General features: G+C 69.1%; 18 protein-coding genes. 6 read left to right on the top strand and 12 right to left on the bottom strand.

The window, feature by feature from the left end; all coding sequences use genetic code 11:
- Window positions 1-38 precede the first annotated feature (38 nt).
- The 3 genes from OX958_RS07575 to OX958_RS07565 all read right to left on the bottom strand — a co-directional run bounded on the left by OX958_RS07575 (window position 39) and on the right by OX958_RS07565 (window position 3,524).
- The gene (locus OX958_RS07575) at window positions 39-866 is read right to left on the bottom strand and encodes an ABC transporter ATP-binding protein (RefSeq protein WP_270136463.1); all 828 of its coding nucleotides are present in this window, start codon (window positions 864-866) and stop codon (window positions 39-41) included.
- Window positions 867-957: 91 nt separating this feature from the next.
- Window positions 958-2,982: an NADPH-dependent 2,4-dienoyl-CoA reductase gene (locus OX958_RS07570; RefSeq protein WP_270136462.1), complete on the bottom strand. Its 2,025-nt coding sequence runs from the start codon at window positions 2,980-2,982 to the stop codon at window positions 958-960.
- Window positions 2,979-3,524, bottom strand: coding sequence for a PadR family transcriptional regulator (locus OX958_RS07565; RefSeq protein WP_270136461.1), 546 nt, complete (start codon window positions 3,522-3,524; stop codon window positions 2,979-2,981). The genes OX958_RS07570 and OX958_RS07565 overlap by 4 nt, the downstream gene beginning before the upstream one ends.
- Window positions 3,525-3,628: 104 nt before the next feature.
- Here OX958_RS07565 and OX958_RS07560 point away from each other — a divergent pair, with 104 nt between their 5' ends.
- Both OX958_RS07560 and OX958_RS07555 read left to right on the top strand, forming a co-directional pair.
- Window positions 3,629-4,144, top strand: a complete 516-nt coding sequence (locus OX958_RS07560; protein WP_270136460.1) for a cation:proton antiporter regulatory subunit — start codon at window positions 3,629-3,631, stop codon at window positions 4,142-4,144.
- Between the two features lie 2 nt (window positions 4,145-4,146).
- A complete protein-coding gene (locus OX958_RS07555) occupies window positions 4,147-5,364 on the top strand; it encodes a cation:proton antiporter (protein ID WP_270136459.1) in 1,218 nt (405 codons plus the stop codon).
- Window positions 5,365-5,469: 105 nt separating this feature from the next.
- On the opposite strand, the gene OX958_RS07550 is transcribed toward OX958_RS07555, so the two are convergent.
- The 4 genes from OX958_RS07550 to OX958_RS07535 are packed head-to-tail and all read right to left on the bottom strand — an operon-like array spanning window position 5,470 to window position 8,674.
- The gene (locus tag OX958_RS07550) at window positions 5,470-6,072 is read right to left on the bottom strand and encodes a YdeI/OmpD-associated family protein (protein ID WP_270136458.1); all 603 of its coding nucleotides are present in this window, start codon (window positions 6,070-6,072) and stop codon (window positions 5,470-5,472) included.
- Between the two features lie 55 nt (window positions 6,073-6,127).
- The gene (locus OX958_RS07545; RefSeq protein ID WP_270136457.1) at window positions 6,128-6,613 is read right to left on the bottom strand and encodes a methylated-DNA--[protein]-cysteine S-methyltransferase; all 486 of its coding nucleotides are present in this window, start codon (window positions 6,611-6,613) and stop codon (window positions 6,128-6,130) included.
- Entirely contained in the window at window positions 6,610-7,164 is a 555-nt protein-coding gene (locus OX958_RS07540) for a GNAT family N-acetyltransferase (RefSeq protein ID WP_270136456.1), read from the bottom strand. Before OX958_RS07540 ends, OX958_RS07545 begins: the two co-directional genes overlap by 4 nt.
- A gap of 1 nt (window position 7,165) precedes the next feature.
- Entirely contained in the window at window positions 7,166-8,674 is a 1,509-nt protein-coding gene (locus OX958_RS07535) for an AlkA N-terminal domain-containing protein (protein WP_270136455.1), read from the bottom strand.
- A gap of 167 nt (window positions 8,675-8,841) precedes the next feature.
- Between OX958_RS07535 and OX958_RS07530 the strand changes: the two genes are divergently transcribed.
- From OX958_RS07530 to OX958_RS07515, 4 genes are all read left to right on the top strand, one after another.
- Entirely contained in the window at window positions 8,842-9,582 is a 741-nt protein-coding gene (locus tag OX958_RS07530; protein WP_270136454.1) for an SDR family NAD(P)-dependent oxidoreductase, read from the top strand.
- Window positions 9,583-9,634: 52 nt separating this feature from the next.
- Window positions 9,635-10,459, top strand: coding sequence for an LLM class flavin-dependent oxidoreductase (locus tag OX958_RS07525; protein ID WP_270136453.1), 825 nt, complete (start codon window positions 9,635-9,637; stop codon window positions 10,457-10,459).
- 81 nt (window positions 10,460-10,540) lie between these two features.
- Complete coding sequence (locus tag OX958_RS07520; RefSeq protein WP_270136452.1) at window positions 10,541-11,542, top strand: LacI family DNA-binding transcriptional regulator; 1,002 nt, start codon at window positions 10,541-10,543, stop codon at window positions 11,540-11,542.
- Window positions 11,543-12,034: 492 nt separating this feature from the next.
- Window positions 12,035-14,446, top strand: a complete 2,412-nt coding sequence (locus tag OX958_RS07515) for a glycogen debranching protein (protein WP_270136451.1) — start codon at window positions 12,035-12,037, stop codon at window positions 14,444-14,446.
- A 376-nt stretch (window positions 14,447-14,822) separates the two neighbouring features.
- Here the strand turns inward: OX958_RS07515 and OX958_RS07510 are convergent, their stop codons facing one another.
- Genes OX958_RS07510 through OX958_RS07490 form a run of 5 tightly spaced genes read right to left on the bottom strand, consistent with a single transcriptional unit; the run spans window position 14,823 to window position 18,576 of the window.
- Window positions 14,823-15,551, bottom strand: a complete 729-nt coding sequence (locus OX958_RS07510; RefSeq protein WP_270136450.1) for an ABC transporter permease — start codon at window positions 15,549-15,551, stop codon at window positions 14,823-14,825.
- Window positions 15,548-16,483 (bottom strand): ABC transporter ATP-binding protein, encoded by a 936-nt coding sequence (locus tag OX958_RS07505; RefSeq protein WP_270136449.1) that lies wholly within the window; start codon window positions 16,481-16,483, stop codon window positions 15,548-15,550. The genes OX958_RS07510 and OX958_RS07505 overlap by 4 nt, the downstream gene beginning before the upstream one ends.
- Window positions 16,484-16,535: 52 nt before the next feature.
- Window positions 16,536-17,306 (bottom strand): hypothetical protein, encoded by a 771-nt coding sequence (locus tag OX958_RS07500; protein WP_270136448.1) that lies wholly within the window; start codon window positions 17,304-17,306, stop codon window positions 16,536-16,538.
- Entirely contained in the window at window positions 17,303-18,220 is a 918-nt protein-coding gene (locus tag OX958_RS07495) for an ATP-binding cassette domain-containing protein (protein ID WP_270136447.1), read from the bottom strand. Before OX958_RS07495 ends, OX958_RS07500 begins: the two co-directional genes overlap by 4 nt.
- A complete protein-coding gene (locus OX958_RS07490; protein ID WP_270136445.1) occupies window positions 18,217-18,576 on the bottom strand; it encodes a GntR family transcriptional regulator in 360 nt (119 codons plus the stop codon). The genes OX958_RS07495 and OX958_RS07490 overlap by 4 nt, the downstream gene beginning before the upstream one ends.
- Window positions 18,577-18,623 lie beyond the last annotated feature (47 nt).

Below are 18,623 nucleotides of genomic sequence, written 5' to 3'. Positions count from 1 at the left end.
GTTGGTTGTTACTGCGCTGACTTCTGCTGTGCGGACTTCTACTGTGCTGATTTCTGCAGGGTGGGTCGCTGCAGGTGCCTGCCGACGGGCTGGGTGCTGACCAGCCCGGTCGTCAGGTCGGTGCTGACCTCGATCCGGATCCCGTAGGTCTCCGACAACGCGTCCGCCCGCAGTACTTCGGCCGGCGTACCGGCGGCACGGATCCGGCCCCGGTCGAGCAGCGCGATCCGGTCCGCGACGGCCGCGGCCTGGTTCAGGTCGTGCAGCACCACGCCGACGGCAACCCCGTGGTCGTCGGCGAGATCGCGCATCAGGTCGAGGATCTCGATCTGGTACCGCAGGTCGAGGAAGGTGGTCGGTTCGTCGAGCAGCAGGACGCCGGTGTCCTGAGCCAGGCAGGTGGCCAGCCAGACGCGCTGGAGCTCACCGCCGGACAGTTCGTCGACGGACCGCTCGGCCATCGAGGTGACCCCGGTGACGTCCATCGCGTGACTGATGGCGCGGTTGCCGTCCGGGTCGTCGTGCCGCCAGCGTCCGCGGTACGGGTGCCGGCCGTAGCCGACCACGTCGCGAACACTCACGCCGTTCGGGGTCGGGCGGGACTGTGAGAGCAGCGTCACGCGGCGGGCGAAGTCCTTCGAGGACAGCGCCAGAGCGGACTCCCCGCCGGGAAAGGCGATCTCCCCCGCGTCCGGCTTGTGCAGGCGCGCAAGCGCCCGCAGCAGCGTCGACTTCCCGCTGCCGTTCGGTCCCACTAACGCGGTGACGCCGGCCGCCGCGATCTCCAGCGACGCTCCGTCCACCACCTGCTTGCCGTGATATCCGAGACAGAGCTCGACCCCGGCCAGCCCCACAGACTCCTGCATGGCTTGAAGGATAGCCTCACCTAACTCGCAATGTCAGCCTCACGACAGGTAGCCGATCGACTACGCGTCTTTCCCTCGGGCAGCACGATTGTCAGAGCTTCGCGGCCAGTTCGGTGCCTTGGGAGATCGCTCGTTTGGCGTCCAGCTCGGTGGCCAGGTGGGCGCCGCCGATGACGTGGGTGGTGGGAGTGGCGAGGTCGCGGACCGGCTCCTGGCCGGCGCAGACGATGATGGTGTCGACCGCCAGGACCCGGGGATTCTCGTGCTTGGGGCCGAAGGTGACGTGCAGGCCTTCGTCGTCGATGCGCTCGTAGTTGACCGAGGTGAGCTGCTCGACCTGCTTGTTCTTCAGCGCGGCGCGATGGACCCAGCCGGTGGTCTTGCCGAGGCCGGCGCCGATCTTGCCCGGTTTGCGTTGCAGCAGGTAGACCTTGCGGGGCGAGGGTTCGGGGCGCGGTTCGGTCAGGGCGCCGGGTGCCGACAGCGGGTCCGTGACGCCCCATTCGGCCTTCCACGCCGCCAGGTCGAGCGTCGGGGAGTCGATGGTGGTGATGAACTCGCTCACGTCCACGCCGATTCCGCCGGCGCCGATGACGGCGACCGAGCGGCCGACCGGGTGGCCGTGGCGGACGACGTCGACGTACGAGACGACCTTCTCGTGGTCGATGCCGGGGATGGCCGGGATCCGGGGCACGACACCGGTGGCCACGATCACCTCGTCGAAGCCTTCGAGGTCGGCGGCGACGGCGCGGTGGCCGAGATGGAGCTTGACGCCGGTCAGTTCGAGGCGGCGTTCGTAGTACCGGATGGTCTCGGCGAACTCCTCCTTGCCCGGGATCCGGCGCGCGATGCCGAACTGGCCGCCGATCTCGTTGTCCGCTTCGAAAAGCTCGACGTCGTGGCCACGCTCGGCGGCGGTGACGGCGGCGGAGAGACCGGCCGGGCCGGCGCCGACGACGGCGATCCTGCGGGTACGACGGGTCGGCAGCAGCACCAGCTCCGTCTCACGGGCGGCGCGGGGATTCACCATGCAGCTCGCCTTGCGTTTGGCGAAGACGTGATCCAGACAGGCCTGGTTGCAGGCGATGCAGACGTTGATCTCGTCCGCCCGCGAGGTAGTTGCCTTGAGCACCCACTCCGGATCGGCCAGGAACGGGCGGGCCATGCTGATCAGGTCGGCGTCACCGCGGGCCAGCACCTCTTCGCCGACCTGCGGCAGGTTGATCCGGTTCGAGGTGACCACCGGGATCGAGACGTGCGGCCGGAACGACGCCGTGATGGAGGTGAACGCCGCCCGCGGTACCGAGGTCACGATGGTCGGCACCCGGGCCTCGTGCCAGCCGATCCCGGTGTTGATGATCGAAGCCCCGGCCCGCTCGATCTCCTGGCCCAAGGCAACGACCTCGTCCCAGTCCTGCCCACCTTCGACCAGGTCGGCCATCGACAGCCGGTAGATGATCAGGAAGTCCGGGCCGACCCGCTCCCGGATGCCCCGGACGATCTCGACGGCGAGCCGCCGCCGGTTCTCCGCGCTGCCACCCCAACGGTCGCTGCGCTTGTTGGTCCGCTCGGCGAGGAACTGGTTGATGAAGTACCCCTCGGAGCCCATCACCTCGACACCGTCGTAGCCCGCCTCGCGGGCCAGCGCGGCGCAGTCGACGTACGCCGCGATCTGCCGCCGTACGCCGCGATCCGACAACGCCCGCGGTTTGAACGGGTTGATCGGCGCCTTCCGGGCCGAGGCCGAGACGCTGAACGGGTGGTAGGAGTACCGCCCCGCGTGCAGGATCTGCAGCGCGATCAGCCCACCCTCGGCGTGGACGGCGTCCGTCACCAGCCGATGCCCGCGGGCTTCCCGGTGAGTGGTCAGCTTCGAGCCGAACGGGGTCAGCCAGCCGGTCCGGTTCGGCGCGTAGCCGCCGGTGACGATCAGGCCGACGCCGCCGCGGGCCCGCTCGGCGAAGTACGCGGCGAGCTTCGGCAGGTCCTTGGCCCGATCTTCCAGACCGGTGTGCATCGACCCCATGATCACCCGGTTCTTCAGCGTGACGTGGCCGAGGTCGAGCGGGGCCAGCAGGTTCGGGTACTCGGCTGTGTCACTGGTTCGCTCGCTCACGAGGTGCGCTCCGATCGCATCGCCTGAATGACTTCGTCGCACCACGCCACGAAGGACTCCTCCGCGCGGACTCCCCCGCGCAGGACGAGGTACTGATGCAACTCGCGGCCGGCCAGCTGGTCCGGCTTGGGGAAGTCGCGCCGCTGGATGCCGCGGTAGATCTCCAGCCGGCTCGCATGCTCGGCGCGGTGACGCTCGACCTCCCGCAGTACCGCGGCGGCGTCGCCCAGCGAGGCGCCGCGGAGCTTCACGCCCAGGCCGTCGCGGAGAATCGCCGGGTCGACAGGCTCGGCGAGCCAGCGGGTGAGCTCGTCACGACCGGCCGCGGAGACCTCGTACACCTTCTTGTCCGGGCGGCCGTCCTGCGCGATCTCGGTGTGAGTAACCCAGCCGGCGTCACCCATCCGGCGCAGTACGCGGTAGATCTGCTGGTGGGTCGCGGGCCAGAAGTACCCGATCGAGCGGTCGAAGCGCCGGGCGAGCTCGTACCCGGACCCGGCGCGCTCGGTCAGCGAGACGAGGATCGCGTGTTCGAGAGCCATGCCGCGACCATACCTATGCAACTAGTTGCACTGCACCTGATTGCAAGCCACTTCACAGGATTCGATCTGGATCTGGCGGTCACCGGTTGGGCGAATGAGGGAGAATGGTTGCAGACGCCACCTATTGCGGGAGTGAACAACTCATGGACCACCCGACCAGGACGACGCTGCCCGGGATCGGCACTCGTTACGACTTCACCACCGACGGCGGCAGGCACGTGTCCCTGGTGGTGCACACCGACGGCCGGCGCTTTCTGGGCTTCCACGATCCCGAGGACGACGACAGTTGCCTGGGCAGTGTGCCGCTCGGCCCGGCCGAAGCCAGCGCGCTGGGTCAATTGCTGATCCCCGCACCGCTGGCGCCGCTGCACGGCGACATCGAGATCGACCTGATCACCGAGCAGATCCCGATCACCAGCCGTTCGCCGTACTCCGGCCGCACGCTCGGTGACACCCAGGCACGCAGCCGGACCGGCGCGTCGATCGTGGCGGTCCTGCGCCGGACCGGAGCGGTGCCGTCACCGGCCCCGGACTTCCGGTTCGCGATCGGCGACACCATCGTCGTCGTCGGCACCCGTGAGGGCGTCGATGCCGTCGCCGGACTGATCACGGGAGGCTGAGCATGCATGATCTCACCGCCCTGCTGATCGAACTCGGCGCCCTCCTGCTCGCCCTCGGCATCCTCGGCCGGATCGCCGGCCGGGTCGGGTTCTCACCGATTCCCCTCTACCTGCTGGCCGGGCTGGCCTTCGGCCACGGCGGGCTGCTGCCCCTGGACGCGTCCGAGGAGTTCGTCGCCACCGGCGCCGAGATCGGCGTGATCCTGCTGCTGTTGCTGCTCGGTCTCGAGTACACGGCGGCCGATCTGGTCGGCACGCTGAAGACGCAGTACCTGTCCGGTGTCGTCGACTTCCTGCTGAACGCGTTGCCGGGCGCGGCCGTTGCGCTGATGCTCGGCTGGGGCCCGGTCGCGGCCGTCGCGCTGGCCGGCGTCACCTGGATCTCCTCGTCGGGCGTGATCGCGAAAGTGGTCGGCGACCTCGGCCGGCTCGGTAACCGGGAGACGCCGGTGGTGCTGGGGATCCTGGTGCTCGAGGATCTCTCGATGGCCGTCTATCTGCCGATCCTGACCGCGCTGCTGGCGGGCGTCGGACTGGCCGGCGGCAGCGTGACGCTCCTGATCTCGCTGGGCACGGTGAGTGTCGTGCTGTTCGTCGCCCTGCGCTACGGGCGGGTGATCAGCCGGGCGGTCTCCTCCGACAATCCGGAGATGCTGCTGCTCGTCGTGCTCGGACTGACGCTGCTGGTCGCGGGCGTCGCCCAGCAGTTGCAGGTGTCGGCGGCGGTCGGCGCGTTCCTGGTCGGCATCGCGCTGTCGGGTGAGGTCGCGAAGGGCGCACGCAGTCTGCTCAGCCCGTTGCGGGACCTGTTCGCCGCGGTGTTCTTCGTCTTCTTCGGGCTGAGCACCGACCCCGCGGAGATTCCGCCGGTGCTCGGAGTCGCCCTGGCCCTCGCGGTGGTGACCGCGCTGACCAAGATCGCCACCGGCTGGTACGCCGCTCGCAAGGCCGGCGTGAAGTCGGCCGGTCGCTGGCGTGCGGGCGGCACCTTGGTCGCGCGCGGCGAATTCTCGATCGTCATCGCCGGGCTGGCAGTCGGGGTCGAGCCCCGGCTGGGCCCACTGGCGACGGCGTACGTGCTGATTCTGGTCATCCTCGGCCCGATCACCGCCCGCTTCACCGAACCGGTCGCCCGCAAGCTCACCAACCGCAGAAATCCGGCCCCGCAAGCCCCGCCCGTGCCCGAGCGACTCGACGACACCGCCGACAGCCGGAGCTAGCCGGACCTGCACCACTGACCAACCCCCGCCACGGCACCGCGGCTGAGCGTGACCGAGCGCAAGACTGAACGACCGGCGGGACTTGGTCTGTCGTGGCGGTCCGGGTCAGCCGGGGTGGTTGGCTCGCTGGTTCAGGGCGGCGAGGTCAACTGCCTGAGCGATGCGGCGCTCGCGGGTCTCCGGGCGCTTCGCGAGCGCGATCCACTCGAGGATGCGGCGCCTGGACGACGGCGGGAAGGCGGCGAAGTGGGTGGCCGCCTCCTCATCGGCGTCGAGCCGGGCCTGGAGGTCGGCGGGAACGACACCGTTCTGGGCCTCGGCGAGACAGTCCCAGGTGCCGGTCCGGTGGGCGAGGTCCAGCAGTTCCTGGCCGGGCGCCTCCATCAGGCCGGCGGCGAGCAGCCTCTCGACCCGGTCGCGATTGACCTGGCTCCAGGTACTGCGCGGGTTGCGCGGGGTGAAGGTCTGATAAGTGCTCTGCCCGTCGCGGCTGAGCGTCTTGCTGTCGATCCAGCCGAAGCAGAGGGCGTGCTCGACCGCCTCCGCCAGGTCGATACCGGCCGCGCTGCCCTTGCGGTGGACGACAACCCACACCGACCGCTCGATCCGCCCGTATTGCGCCAGCCAAGCGCGCCACTCCTCGACTGTCGCCGGTGCGAACGCCTCGTCATCGGTGACCACCTGCTTGACCTTCACCTGTGTGCTCATAACGACAGCATGCGCCTGATAAGTGCTCATCTTCTGAGCACTTATCAGCGAGGTTTCAGAAGAGTACGTCGGCCCGTTCATGGTCGAGCAGCTGCTGCTTGCGCTCCAGGCCACCGCCGTACCCGGTGAGGCTGCCGGTCGAGCCGATCACGCGGTGGCACGGCACGATGATGCTGACCGGGTTCTTGCCGTTCGCCAGCCCGACCGCCCGGGAGGCACCCGGCACCAGTCCGAGCGTGGCGGCAAGTTGCCCGTACGTCGTCACCTCGCCGTACGGGATGTCCTGGAGTGCTTCCCAGACCCGTTGCTGGAAAGGCGTACCGGCCAGCTTCAGCGGTACGTCGAAGCTGGTGCGCTCGCCGGCGAAGTACTCCTTCAGTTGCTGGCCGACCTCCGGCAGGATCGAGTCGTCCCGCGACCCGAAGATCTCCTGCGCCGGCCGGTGCCGCTGCTGCTCCATGTAGAGGCCGGCCAACTCCCCCGTGCCGGCCGCGACGACAGTGAGCCGGCCGATCGGGCTGTCGATCACCGCGTGCGTCACTGCTGGGCCTCCCACTGCGCGCGCGTGATCCGGTAGAGCACGTGCCGCTGCAGCCGATGGCCGTCGGGCAACCGCGGGTGGTCGAAGTCGCCGGCTTCGTCGTGCGTCATTCCGATCCGCTCCATCACCCGCTGGGACGGCTTGTTGGTGGTCGCCGTGAACGACAGCACCTCGTCCAGTCCGAGCGGACCGAACGCGTGCGCCAGCGCCGCCCGCGCCCCTTCGGTCGCATACCCCTTGCCCCAGGCAGCTTTCGCCAGCCGCCAGCCGACTTCGACACCCGGCAGGAACGGCGCCTCGAAGGTCGGCACCGACAGCCCGACGAAGCCGAGGAACTGCCCGGTCTCGCGGAGCTCGGCCGCCCAGAACCCGAAGCCGCGCTCCGCGATCATCGCGCTGATCCGCTCGATCATCGCGTCGCTCTCGGCCGGCGTGAGCGGCGCCGGGAAGTGCTCCATCACGGCGGGATCGGCGTTCAACGCGGTGCAGGGGGCGCGATCGCTGTCCTTGAGGGGCCGCAGCAGCAGGCGTTCGGTGGTGAGCTGGGTCATTTCACTCCACGTTCTCTACGGCAGGAATCTTGTTGACGGCGTGGTTCCCGGTCGCCCAGAGGTACTGCACGGCGTACGCGCGCCAGGGCCGCCAGGCGCGCGCATGCTCGATCAGCGCTTTGGGTGCCTCGGGCAACCCGAGGTCGCGGGCGGCGTACTTGATGCCCAGATCGCTGGCCACGAAGGCATCCGGGTCACCCAGCGCGCGCATCGCGATCGACTCGACGGTCCACGGTCCGATCCCGGGCAGCGCCGCCAACTGCTCCCGCGCCTTGTCCCAGTCGCTGCCCGCGCCGAGGTCGATCTCGCCGGCCGCGAGGGTGGCGACCAGCGTGGTCAGCGTCGTACGCCGGGACTTCGGGAAGGCGAGTGTCTCGGGGTCGAGCTCGGCCAGTGCCTCCATCCGGGGGAACAAGTGCGTCAACCCGCCGCCCGGATCGTCGATGGGATCGCCGTACGCCTGCACGAGCCGGCTTGCGTGGGTCCGCGCGGCGGCCGTCGAGACCTGCTGGCCGAGCACCGCCCGGACGGCGAACTCCTCGCCGTCGACGGTGTGCGGAACCCGCCGCCCCGGCGCCTTGTCGACCAGCGGCGCGAGGAACGGGTCGGCCCGGAGTACGTCGTCGACCGCGATCGGGTCCGCGTCGAGGTCGAGCATCCGGCGGCAACGGCTGATGGCGATCGCCAGGTCGCGCTGGTCGGTGAGCGACAACTGGCACGCGATGTGGTCCGGCATCGGGCGGAGGGCGACGACGCCATGGCCGTGCGACAACCGGAGCGTGCGGCGATAGGTGCCACCGCGCCACTCCTCCACTCCCGGTACGCCGGTCGCGATCAGGTGCCCGAAGAGGTTGTCCGGCATCAACGGCTGACGGAACGGAAGGCGCAACGAGATGGTGCCCGGTGCGCTGGTCGCGTCGCCACGCTTCGCCCTGGTCCGCAGTTCGCTCGGAGACAGCGCGAAGACCTCCTGCACTGTTTCGTTGAAGGTCCGGACGCTGGAGAAACCCGCGGCGAAAGCGACGTCGGACATCGGCAGTGAGCTGGTCTCGATCAGCAGTCGCGCCGTCTGGGCCCGCTGCGCCCGGGCGAGAGCGAGCGGGCCGGCCCCGAGCTCTGCCTGCAACTGCCGCTGCACCTGACGAACGCTGTAACCGAGCTGCGTCGCCAGTCCCGGTACGCCGTCGCGATCGACCACGCCGTCGCCGATCAGGCGCATCGCGCGAGCAACCAGGTCGGCCCGGTCGTTCCACTCCGGTGAGCCAGGACTGGCGTCCGGACGGCAGCGCTTGCAGGCCCGGAATCCGGCCGACTGGGCCGCGGCGGCGCTCGGGTAGAAGCGCATGTTCTTGACCTTCGGGGGCACGACCGGGCAACTCGGCCGGCAGTAGATCTTGGTGGTCAGAACGGCGGTGAAGAACCAGCCGTCGAACCTCGCGTCCTTCGACTGGACGGCTCGCACGCATCGCTCGACACATTCGTACACGGGCTCCAGCATCCCCTGTCCCACCGAGGCACGCTAGCGGTTTTGCGCCATGGCAGTGCCTGCTCGGATCGATCCCGGGTAGCGGAAAAGCGACCCCAGGATCCCGCGGCGTATTTCCGCCAGCCCGGCGGACCGGCAGCGAGTGGACTGGAGGCAGTGAAAGCCCTGCAGGACAACGAGAAAGTGATGTCATGACTGAGTTCGCTGGAAAGACGGCACTGGTGACCGGTGGAAGCCGCGGGATCGGCGCTGCGGTCGCGGTGGCCCTGGCCGAGCGTGGCGCCGACGTCGCGATCACCTACAACAGTTCCCCGGAGGATGCGGCGGCGGTGGTCAAGCAGCTCGAGGCCGCCGGTCGGCGTGGGTTCGCGATCGAGGCGGACGCGGCGAGCGCGGAGGCTGTCGTCGCGGCGGTCGGCCGGGCGTACGGCGTACTGGGTGGACTCGACATCTTTGTCAACAACGCCGGGGTCGGGTCGCTCGGGATGATCGACGAGGTCACGCTCGAGGAGCTCGACCGGGTGCTCGCGATCAACGTGCGCGGCCCGTACGTCGCGGCGCAGGCCGCGGCCGGCGTACTGGCTGATGGTGGGCGGATGATCCATGTCGGCAGCGCGATCGCCGAGCGCGCCACGGGCCCCGGGATGAGCCTCTACACGATGAGCAAGTCGGCGGTGGCCGGCCTGAGCAAGGGGCTGGCGCGGGATCTCGGTGCGCGCGGGATCACGTCGAACGTCGTTCAGCCAGGGCCGATCGACACGTCGATGAACCCGGCCGACGGTCCGTTCGCCGAAGCGCAGCGGGCGTTCCTCGCTCTTCCTCGCTTCGGTACGCCTGCGGAGGTCGCTGCCGCCGTTGTCTATCTGGCCGGGTCAGCCGCCGGCTACATCACCGGGACCGAGCTGACCATCGACGGCGGACACGCCGCCTGACCACCCGCCCGCGGGCGACGGAATTGTCGGCGGGCGTGGCTAGCTTGATGAGATGCGATTCTCGGTGACCTTCGGAGCGGTGGGCGCTGGGCGGGATCCACGCGGGCTGGCCGAGCTGGCACGGATGGCCGAGGACTGCGGCTGGGACGGCGTGTTCCTGGAGGACTACCTCGTCTACCAGGGCGACCTGGCCGAACCGGCGTACGATCCGTGGATCTGCTTGGCTGCGATGGCGAGCGCGACCTCGACGATCAGGCTCGGTACGACGGTCACCCCGGTCCCCCGCCGTCATCCGTGGCAACTCGCTGCCGAGACCGTCGCGCTCGACCATCTCTCCGGTGGCCGGCTGATCCTCGGTGTCGGCCTCGGTGATCCCAGCGACCCGTTCCTCACCAGCTCCCCGCGCGAGCTGGCTGAGAAGCTCGACGAGTCGCTGGAGATCATCGACGCCTTGTGGACCGGGGAGGCCGTCCAGCATCAAGGGAGGCACTACCGGCTCGACGGCGCTCAGCTGACCGCCCGGCCGGTGCAGCGACCTCGGATCCCGATCTGGGTGGGTGGCAATCTCCTCAACCCGGCGGTCCGTCGCCGGATTCTTCGCTGGGACGGCAGTTGCGCGTACAAGGGCAGCACCGGCGCGGCCGAGCAGATCACTCCCGACGACGTACGCCGGCTTCACGCTGACCGCGAGGCCGCGCTGAGCAGATCGGGTGAAGGAGACCGAGTTGGTGGGGCGGGCGGGTTCGAGGTGAAGGTCAGCGGTGGGGAGCCGGGGGCGTTCGCGGAGGCCGGCGCGGCCTGGTGGGGGCGGTGGATCGCGCCGGGGCCGCTCGCGGACGCGCGGGAGATCTTGCGAGCCGGGCCGCCAGACCGTTGACACGCAAGGGCTCAGCGGCGAGACTGCGAGAGCGTTTGAACGTTAAAACGCCGTTCTCCGGTCGACCTGAGGGGGTTCGTCGTGGCTACGCTGAAGCAGGTTGCCGCTCACGCGGAGGTTTCGGTGCAGACCGTCTCCAACGCTCTGAACGCGCCCCATCGACTCCGGCCCGACACGTTGCAGCGGGTCACGCGGTCGATCCAGCTGCTCAACTACCGGCCCAATCGTAACGCGCGCAGCCTGCGGACGAGTGCCGTCGAGCTGATCGGGTACTGCGTGCCGAGCTGGCCCGACGGGCAGGCGCATCTGGTGATGGACCAATTCCTGCACGCTTTGTGCGCCTCGGCGGAGAGCAGTGGGCGGCACATTCTGTTGTTCACGGCACCGGTCGGGGTCGAAGGAATGCCGGTCTACGAGGATCTGCACGCGCGGCGGCTGGTCGACGGGTTCGTGCTGTCGCAGACCGAGACGCATGATCCGCGGCACGGCTGGCTGAAGGAGCAGCAGATCCCGTTCGTGTCGTTCGGGCGGGTCTGGAAGGAGTCCACCCAGCCGGGCCCCTGGGTCGATGTCGACGGGGCCGGTGGGTGCGCGGCCGCCGTACGGCATCTGCACGACACCGGACGGCGGCGGATCGGCTTCCTGAGTTGGCCGTTGGCCTCCGGACTGGCGGAGGACCGGCTGACGGGCTGGCAGAGCGGTTGCCGGGAGCTCGGGCTCCCGAGTGGCCGGGAGCTGGCGTTCCATTGCCAGGGAGACACCATCGACGCAGGCGCTCGCGGTACCGCCGAACTGCTCGACGCGGATCCCGAGATCGACGCGATCGTTGCCGTCAGCGACGTTCTCGCGCTCGGCGCGCTGCGGGAGCTGACCCGGCGCGGGATGACCGCCGGCGTCGAGGTCGCGGTCACCGGGTTCGACGACTCGCCACTTGCCTCGGTGGTGTCGCCCGCGCTCACGAGTATTCGCCAGCCGATGGACCAGATCGCCACCGAACTGATCGACATCCTCACCGCCGCGACCCCGAGCGGGCCGACGGAACGACTTCTGCGACCGGAACTGATCGTCAGGGGCAGCTCGTGACCCGCCCCCGGAGTTGTTTGAGTGATTGCGGTGTCCAGGTGCGTGCATCGCGGTGCTGGAGGAGCGTCCTCGATGCGGAGCATCGTGGATGCTTCGCCAGTGCCGCGAGGTGCGTGCCTGGGCGCCGCAAGCGCCAAAGAACGCCGGGGGCGGGTCACGGAGCCCCCGGCTGATGCTCGGCGGTGCTCGGACACCGCCAGAAGGAGGCGCGTCATGACATCCCGCCCTGTCGGACGAAACGCACGACGTGGCAGGCCGAACCGACGCCGGTACGCCGGTGCGGGTGGTCTGCTGGCTGCAGCTACGGTCCTTGCTCTCAGCGGGATCCCCTCCGTTGCCACTGCTGGGCAGCAGTCCTCTTCTGGTTCTCCGGGGCCAGGGTCCGGAGTGCGAGTGGATGGAGAGTCACCCACCTCTCGGCGAGGGGAACTTTCGGAGAGTCGGCGGTTGGCGGATCGGCGGTCTTTGGTGGTGGGGGATCGGGCCTATGCCATGGGCGACGAGACCGGGCTCTATCCGGCGACGGGGTGGCATACCCGCGGTGAGATGGGTGGGATCTGGACTCCGCCGGTGAAGTTGCTGGACGGGATCTGGTTCGGGGTCGACGGGGCCTGGCTGGGGAAGGACGTGCCTGCGGCGAAGTACACGAGTGGGCACGGGTACCAGCGGATCAGCTACCCGGGCGACGTGACGATCGAGCGGACCGACTTCGTGCCCGACGGCGTGCGGGCGACGGTGGTCGGGCTGGCCTTCAAGTCGGCCAAGGCGAAGAGCGTGCGGCTCGACATGGACGCACACTCCGAGTTGATGCCTGCCTATCCCTGGGGCGGCACGACGCCCAACGCCGGGCAGACCAACCTGCCCGACACCGGCTCGTACGCCGATGGCACGCTGCAGTTCCGCGACCAGGGCACCCCACCGGTCCCCAACGCCGCGGCGCACGACTACAACGCCGTCGTCGGCGCATCGCTCAAGCCGGCCGGTCATGCACTCGGCGCAAACCATCGCGGCCCGCAAGACCCCGCCGTCGTCTGTCCTGCCGACGGTACTCCGCCCGCGCACTGCGACGATTCCGCCTTCGGCAAGGGCACCGGCGGCCGCCTCAGCTACGACCTGGACCTGAAACCCGGCCGTACGACGACCGTCTGGTTCGCCGTCGCCGGTTCGGACGAGGGCAAGGCGGCCGCGCACCGCGAGTACCGGCGCGCCATCAGCAGTCCCGAGAAGTTGCTCAAGGCAAAGAAATCGAGCCGGGCCGCGATCGGCAGCCGGTCGGCCGTGGACCTGCCCGGCGACCGGCTCCTGCAGCAGAGCGTCGAGTGGAGCAAGCAGAATCTCGCCGACTCCGTGCAGGAAGCGCGCAACCTGCAGATCCGGGACGTCAACGAGGGCAAGTCCTACCCCGCACCGGCCGGCACCGTCGACGTCGCACGCTGGTTCGGCGCCGGCTTCCCCGACTATCCCTGGCTGTTCGCGACGGACGGCGAGTACACCTCGTACGCCGCCGTCGCGGCCGGCCAGTTCGACACCGTCAAAGCCCACCTGCGGGCCTTGCGCGACGTGAGCGACCTGCTCAACAACCGAAGCGGCAAGGTCGCGCACGAGGTGATGCCGACCGGCGACGTGTACTTCGGCTCGAACACCAGCGCCGGCAACACCGACGAGACGGTCAAGTTCCCGAGTATCGTCGCGCTGCTGTGGCGCTGGACGGGTGACAACCGGTTCCGCGACGAGATGTACGACTTCAGTGTGCGCAACCTCGAGTACGTCTACCGCGAACTGGACCAGGACGGCGACGGCTGGCTGGAGGGCCTGGCCAACGTCGAGCGCAGCGGGATGGGTTCGGAGAAGCTGGACAGCACCGTGTACCTCGCGCGTGGTCTGCGCGACCTCGCCGACCTCGCGGCCTCGCGTCAGGACCGGCCGACGCAGCGGTGGGCGGCCGCCAAGGCGACCGGCCTGGAGCAGCGGTTCGAGACGCAGTGGTGGATCGAGAAAGCCTTCGGATACGCCGATTCGGTGGACGACGTGGCCGATCCCGCGAACGACAACACCCCGATCTTCCAGCGGCACTGGACCGGTGTCACGCCGATGGAGACCGAACTGGTCCGCCACCCCGGTCAGCCGGCCGCTCCCCTGGCCTCGGCCGCACACGCCGAGATCGCCCTCGACCAGCGCGAGAAGGCCTGCTACACCGGCGAGTTCGGCCTGTACCACACCGGCACCGGACCGACCTCGGATCCGGCCGGCAACCCCGGCGCAAGCTGCGATCAAGTGGTCTCGGCCGTCAAGAGCGAGCGCAGCATCTTCTCGCTCAACACCTCGATCATGGCAGTTGCCGAGGGCAACTTCGGACGACTGGGCCGGAGCCAGCAGCAGGTCTACACCACCGGCAACGCGCGGATCCAGCTCGACCCGTCGGTCTGGGAGACGCCGGGCGGGATGCCGGAGATCGCCCCGTCACCCGACTCCCCCGCCAACATCGACCGGCCGTTCACCGACCGCTCGATGGCGCTGCAGGCGTGGGGCACGTACGGCGTACTGTGGCCGGTCGTGCACCAGCAGCTGGGCATCGATCCGAACCTGGGGTACGGCCGGCTGGCCGTGGTCCCGCAACTCCCGGCCGGACAGCGGAAGGTTTCGGGCAGCAACATCAGGCTCGGCCACGGCGCCGTGAACGTGTCCGCATCTCTGATGGGCAAGGAGCTTCGGACCACGGTGACCAGTAAGGGGCTGCGGGCAACCGTCACGGTGGGCGCGGTACTGCCGGTAGGAGCGAAGGTGCGCGCGGTCAGCCTCGACGGCCGCGCCGCGCGGTACCAACTCATGACGACGGCGCGCGGTACCGAAGTGCACGTGACCACCCGGGGATCTCACTCGGCCCTACGAGTCACTCTTCGCTGAGAGGTCGGGAGGGGACCGGCCGGTCTCGTTATCCAGGCAGAAAGCAGGCCCCTCCGAGTATGAGTCGGAGGGGCCTGCTCATAGCTGAAGGAAGGTGACGTCTCCAGCCTCCCAGACGGGACCGTCGGGTCCGGCAGACCCCGTCACCGGTCTACCTCAGTGGGGATCCCCACCGCGAGGGTCCTCGGTTTCCGTCCGACCCGCCGCTTCCGGAGAAGCGGCGTGTCGACATTTCTACCTTCCCGGCTGCTCCCCGCACAACCCTTTCTGGCCAAGAGAATGCGCGAACTCGCCACCTTCAGCGTGTCGTCCACAGTGTGTGTGCAACCGTCCACAGAAAGGTCCCGGGTTATGCACACCCCCTGTGCATAACCGATCATTCCCAGCGGAAGAACCGGGCAGCCAGCGCAACGCAGGCGACGATCACGACGACCAGTGCGACCAGGTGCACCAGGCCGGGCCACTGACCGGACCAGGCTTCCTGCATACCGGTCATCCCGGCGCCCATCGGGGTGACGTCGCGGAGCCAGCGGATGGATTCCGGCATCAAATCGCCGGGGGTCCAGACGCCGGCGAAGAACATGCTCGGGAAGAGCAGGATGTTGCCGACGACGCTGGCGCCCTTCGCGGTGGAGACCAGACCCGCGATCAGTACGCCGACCGCCAGCTGGGCGACGGTGTAGAGGACCGCCGCGACGACGAACGGCAGCGGGGCGCTCGGCAGCGCGGAACCGAAGGCGAGCGCACCGACCCCGAGAATCAGCGCGATCACGACGATGCTCGCCGCCAGATGCAGCAGTAACTGCGCGACCAGGAGTTTGACCGGCCGGACCGGCGTGGTCGACATCCGGCGCAGGATGCCCTTCTCCCGGTAGCCGGCCAGGATCATCGGCAGGGTGGCCAGCCCGAGGACGCTGATGCCGATCCCGATCGCCATCGTGGGCAGGAAGCCGGCCGGGATACCGTCCGACGAGCCACCGCCGTCGTCGATCAGTGAGAAGATCGTCAGCAGGCCGAGCGGCAGCCCGAAGACGAAGAACAGGCTGGCCCACTCCCGGACGAACAGCTTGCTCTCGATCTTGGTCAGGGTCAGCGTCTGGCTCATTGGTCCGCTCCTTCGAAGTTCCGGCCGGCCAGGGCGAGGAAGGCGTCGTCAAGGGTGGTCTGTTCGGTGTGCAGGTCACGGGGCGGCAGGCCCCGGGCGGCGAGTTCGGTGACGACCGCGACCAGGAGGTCGTCGTTGCCGCTGACAACGATGCGGCCACCGTCGCGGGCGACGGAATCGACCGCGGGCAAGGCTTTCAGGATCGCGTCGTCCAGCTCACCGAGGACCCGGAAGCTGATCCGCTGCTCGGCCCGGGCCGCGTCGACCAGCCCCGCCGGGGTGTCCAGCGCGACCACCTTCCCGGCGTCGATGATGGCGATCCGGTCGCAGAGGTACTCCGCTTCCTCCATGAAGTGCGTGACCAGGATGATCGTCACGCCCGAGTCGCGGACCTCCTTGACCAGTTCCCAGGTGTCGCGCCGCGCCTGCGGATCGAGCCCGGTGGTCAGCTCGTCGAGGATGGCGAGCTTCGGGTTGCCGATCAGCGCGAGCGCGATCGACAGCCGCTGCTTCTGCCCACCGGACAGCTTGGCGAACGCGGTGTCCCGCACCTTGGTGAGCCCGAGCCGTTCGAGCAACTCGGCCGGGTCGGCCGGGTTCGGGTAGAACGACGCGTACAGCTCCAGCGCCTCCCGGGCCTTGATCCGGTCGGGCAGTTCGCCGGCCTGCAACTGCACCCCGACCAGCGAGGTGATCTCGGTCCGCCGCTTGGCCGGGTTGAGACCGGCCACCCGGACGGTGCCGGCGTCCGGCGTCCGCAGCCCGGCGATCGATTCGACCGTGGTGGTCTTGCCGGCCCCGTTCGGGCCGAGGATGCCGAAGATCTCGCCCGTCCGGACGGTCAGCGAAACGTTGTCTACGGCAACGGTTGGGCCGTAGGCCTTGCGAAGGTGGTTGACGACGACCAGGTCGTCATCGAGGTTTTCGGGCATGGCGGAGCCTCCCTGGGGACCAAGGGGTCGGGTGGAGCGGAAAAGGGTGGGGTCAGCCTTTGGCGGGTTTGAGCGCCATCGGGCGGAGCAGCAGGTAACCGGCGTACAGGCCGAGCGCGCTCACCGCGAGCACACCCGGTACGCCGATCGCCAGCGACGGACGGTGGTAGCCGGTACTGCTCAGTGCCTCGGCGAGCCACTGGGCGACCAGCAGGAACTCCGCGGCGGCGGCCGGTACGAGACCGAGCGGCAGCAGCGCGAGTCCTTTCCAGAAACCGAACCGGTAGAAGCCGATACCGATCAGCCAGCCGGCGACTTCGTGCGCGATGATCAGCAGGAAGAACTCGGTGAAGATCAGCCCGACCTGCGACGTCTTGGTGAACAGGTGCGGGTTCGCCAGCGCCTGGGTCAGTCCGGCCCAGTCGTAGACGACCCGCTCGACCTGGTAGGCCAGCAACCAGATCAGTGCGGTCGCGGTCGCCGCGCCGACCAGGATGATGCTGCCGGCCAGCGCGAACATCCGCCGGGTCACCCCGTGCGCGATCATCAGCGCGAAGATCGCCGGGGTCAGCGTGATGCCGATGGCGGACGAGAAGTACTTCGGCGAATGGGTGCCGTAGTCCCAGGTGCTGTTGTCGAAACCGCCCCCGATCAGCTGCGAGATCAGCCCACCGACCAGGAACGCGACCGTCATCACGAGCCAGTAGCCGACGATCATCGGCCGCAGCCCGATGGACATCGCGATCACGGCCTGCCGCAGCCGGCCTGCCGCGGTGACCGAGCCCGGCAGGGCCGCGGGGCGACTCGCGGTCTGGGTGCTCATCTGCTGGTCTCCTTCGTACGCGTCGTACCGGTCAGGTGGACGAAGAGGTCCTGCAGGCCGACCGGACCGATCTCCAGCCCGGCCGAGCGAGCCCGCGCGAGCAGCGCAGCGTCCAGATCGCCCAGCACCGTGACCGACTTGGTGCCACCGAGCCGCTGCTCGGCCAGCACGGTGAGGCCGCTGGTCACTTCGTCGACGGCCGTTGCCGAGCCGACGATCGAGGCGCCGCGACCCCGCAGCGAGTCGACCGGGGACTGGGTGACGAGCTTGCCGTGGTCGAGGATGACGACCTCCTCGAGCAGCGCGCTGACCTCGCTGACCAGGTGGGTGGACAGCACGATCGTCCGCGGTACTTCGGTGTAGTCGGCCAGCAGCGCGTCGTAGAACAACTGGCGGGACGGCACGTCCATGCCGAGGTAGGTCTCGTCGAAGATCGTCAGTGGCGCGCGGCTGGCCAGTCCCAGCACAACGCCGAGCGCCGACTTCTTGCCCCGCGAGAGCTTCTGCACCTTCTTGCGGGTCGGGACCTCGAACCTGTCCAGCAGGTCGCCGGCCAGGTCGTCGTCCCAGTACGGCCGCAGGCTGCTCGCCAGCGCGAGGACGTGTTTGACGGGTGCGGAGTCGACCAGGTCACCCGACTCCCGGATCAGGCAGACCCGGCTGGTCACCACAGCGTCCTCGTACGGCGCGAGCCCGGCGCCCAGGTCGCCGCCGTTGATCAGCACCCGCCCGGCGTCGGGCCGCCGGAAGCCGGCCAGCACCGCGGCCAGCGTGCTCTTGCCGGAGCCGTTGCGGCCCAGCAGCCCGTGGATCTTGTCCGGCGCGAGCTGCAGATCCAGCCCGTCCAGCGCCGGTACGCCGCCGAACCTGACGGTGAGGTTCTCGGTGCTCACTCCCAGGCCGCTGGTCCTCACGGCTCACCATCTTTCTGCAGGTGCTGGACGATCTCGGTCAGTGGTACGCCGATCGCCTTGGCCTCGCGGATCATCGGATCCACCACCTCGGCGAAGAACGAGTCACGGCGGCCGGTCCGCAGCAGGTCGCGGGCGTCCGGGCTGACGAACATGCCGATCCCGCGCTTCTTGTAGAGCACGCCCTCGTCGACCAGCTGGGCGAAACCCTTGGCGGCGGTGGCGGGGTTGATCCGGTAGAACGCGGCGTACTGGTTCGTCGACATCACCTGCTCGTTCTCGGCGAGGGCGCCCGTGACGATGTCGTTCTTGATCTGCTCCGCGATCTGGAGGTAGATCGGACTGCGATCGTCGAACACCGTGCCCCCTCCCGGTTCTTCGGTTCATAGGTTCATTACTTGACTGA

Source organism: Kribbella sp. CA-293567 (genome assembly GCF_027627575.1).
Lineage (GTDB): Bacteria > Actinomycetota > Actinomycetes > Propionibacteriales > Kribbellaceae > Kribbella.
Note: the sequence above shows the minus strand (reverse complement) of the source record. Positions and strands in the feature narration are given on the sequence as shown.

Coding starts and splice junctions, on each gene's coding strand:
- OX958_RS07510 (WP_270136450.1), bottom strand. CDS start 15,551: ATGAGCCAGACGCTGACCCTGACCAAGATCGAGAGCAAGCTGTTCGTC.
- OX958_RS07530 (WP_270136454.1), top strand. CDS start 8,842: ATGACTGAGTTCGCTGGAAAGACGGCACTGGTGACCGGTGGAAGCCGC.
- OX958_RS07525 (WP_270136453.1), top strand. CDS start 9,635: ATGCGATTCTCGGTGACCTTCGGAGCGGTGGGCGCTGGGCGGGATCCA.
- OX958_RS07575 (WP_270136463.1), bottom strand. CDS start 866: ATGCAGGAGTCTGTGGGGCTGGCCGGGGTCGAGCTCTGTCTCGGATAT.
- OX958_RS07505 (WP_270136449.1), bottom strand. CDS start 16,483: ATGCCCGAAAACCTCGATGACGACCTGGTCGTCGTCAACCACCTTCGC.
- OX958_RS07560 (WP_270136460.1), top strand. CDS start 3,629: ATGGTTGCAGACGCCACCTATTGCGGGAGTGAACAACTCATGGACCAC.
- OX958_RS07550 (WP_270136458.1), bottom strand. CDS start 6,072: ATGAGCACACAGGTGAAGGTCAAGCAGGTGGTCACCGATGACGAGGCG.
- OX958_RS07540 (WP_270136456.1), bottom strand. CDS start 7,164: ATGACCCAGCTCACCACCGAACGCCTGCTGCTGCGGCCCCTCAAGGAC.
- OX958_RS07500 (WP_270136448.1), bottom strand. CDS start 17,306: ATGAGCACCCAGACCGCGAGTCGCCCCGCGGCCCTGCCGGGCTCGGTC.
- OX958_RS07555 (WP_270136459.1), top strand. CDS start 4,147: ATGCATGATCTCACCGCCCTGCTGATCGAACTCGGCGCCCTCCTGCTC.
- OX958_RS07565 (WP_270136461.1), bottom strand. CDS start 3,524: ATGGCTCTCGAACACGCGATCCTCGTCTCGCTGACCGAGCGCGCCGGG.
- OX958_RS07515 (WP_270136451.1), top strand. CDS start 12,035: ATGGGCGACGAGACCGGGCTCTATCCGGCGACGGGGTGGCATACCCGC.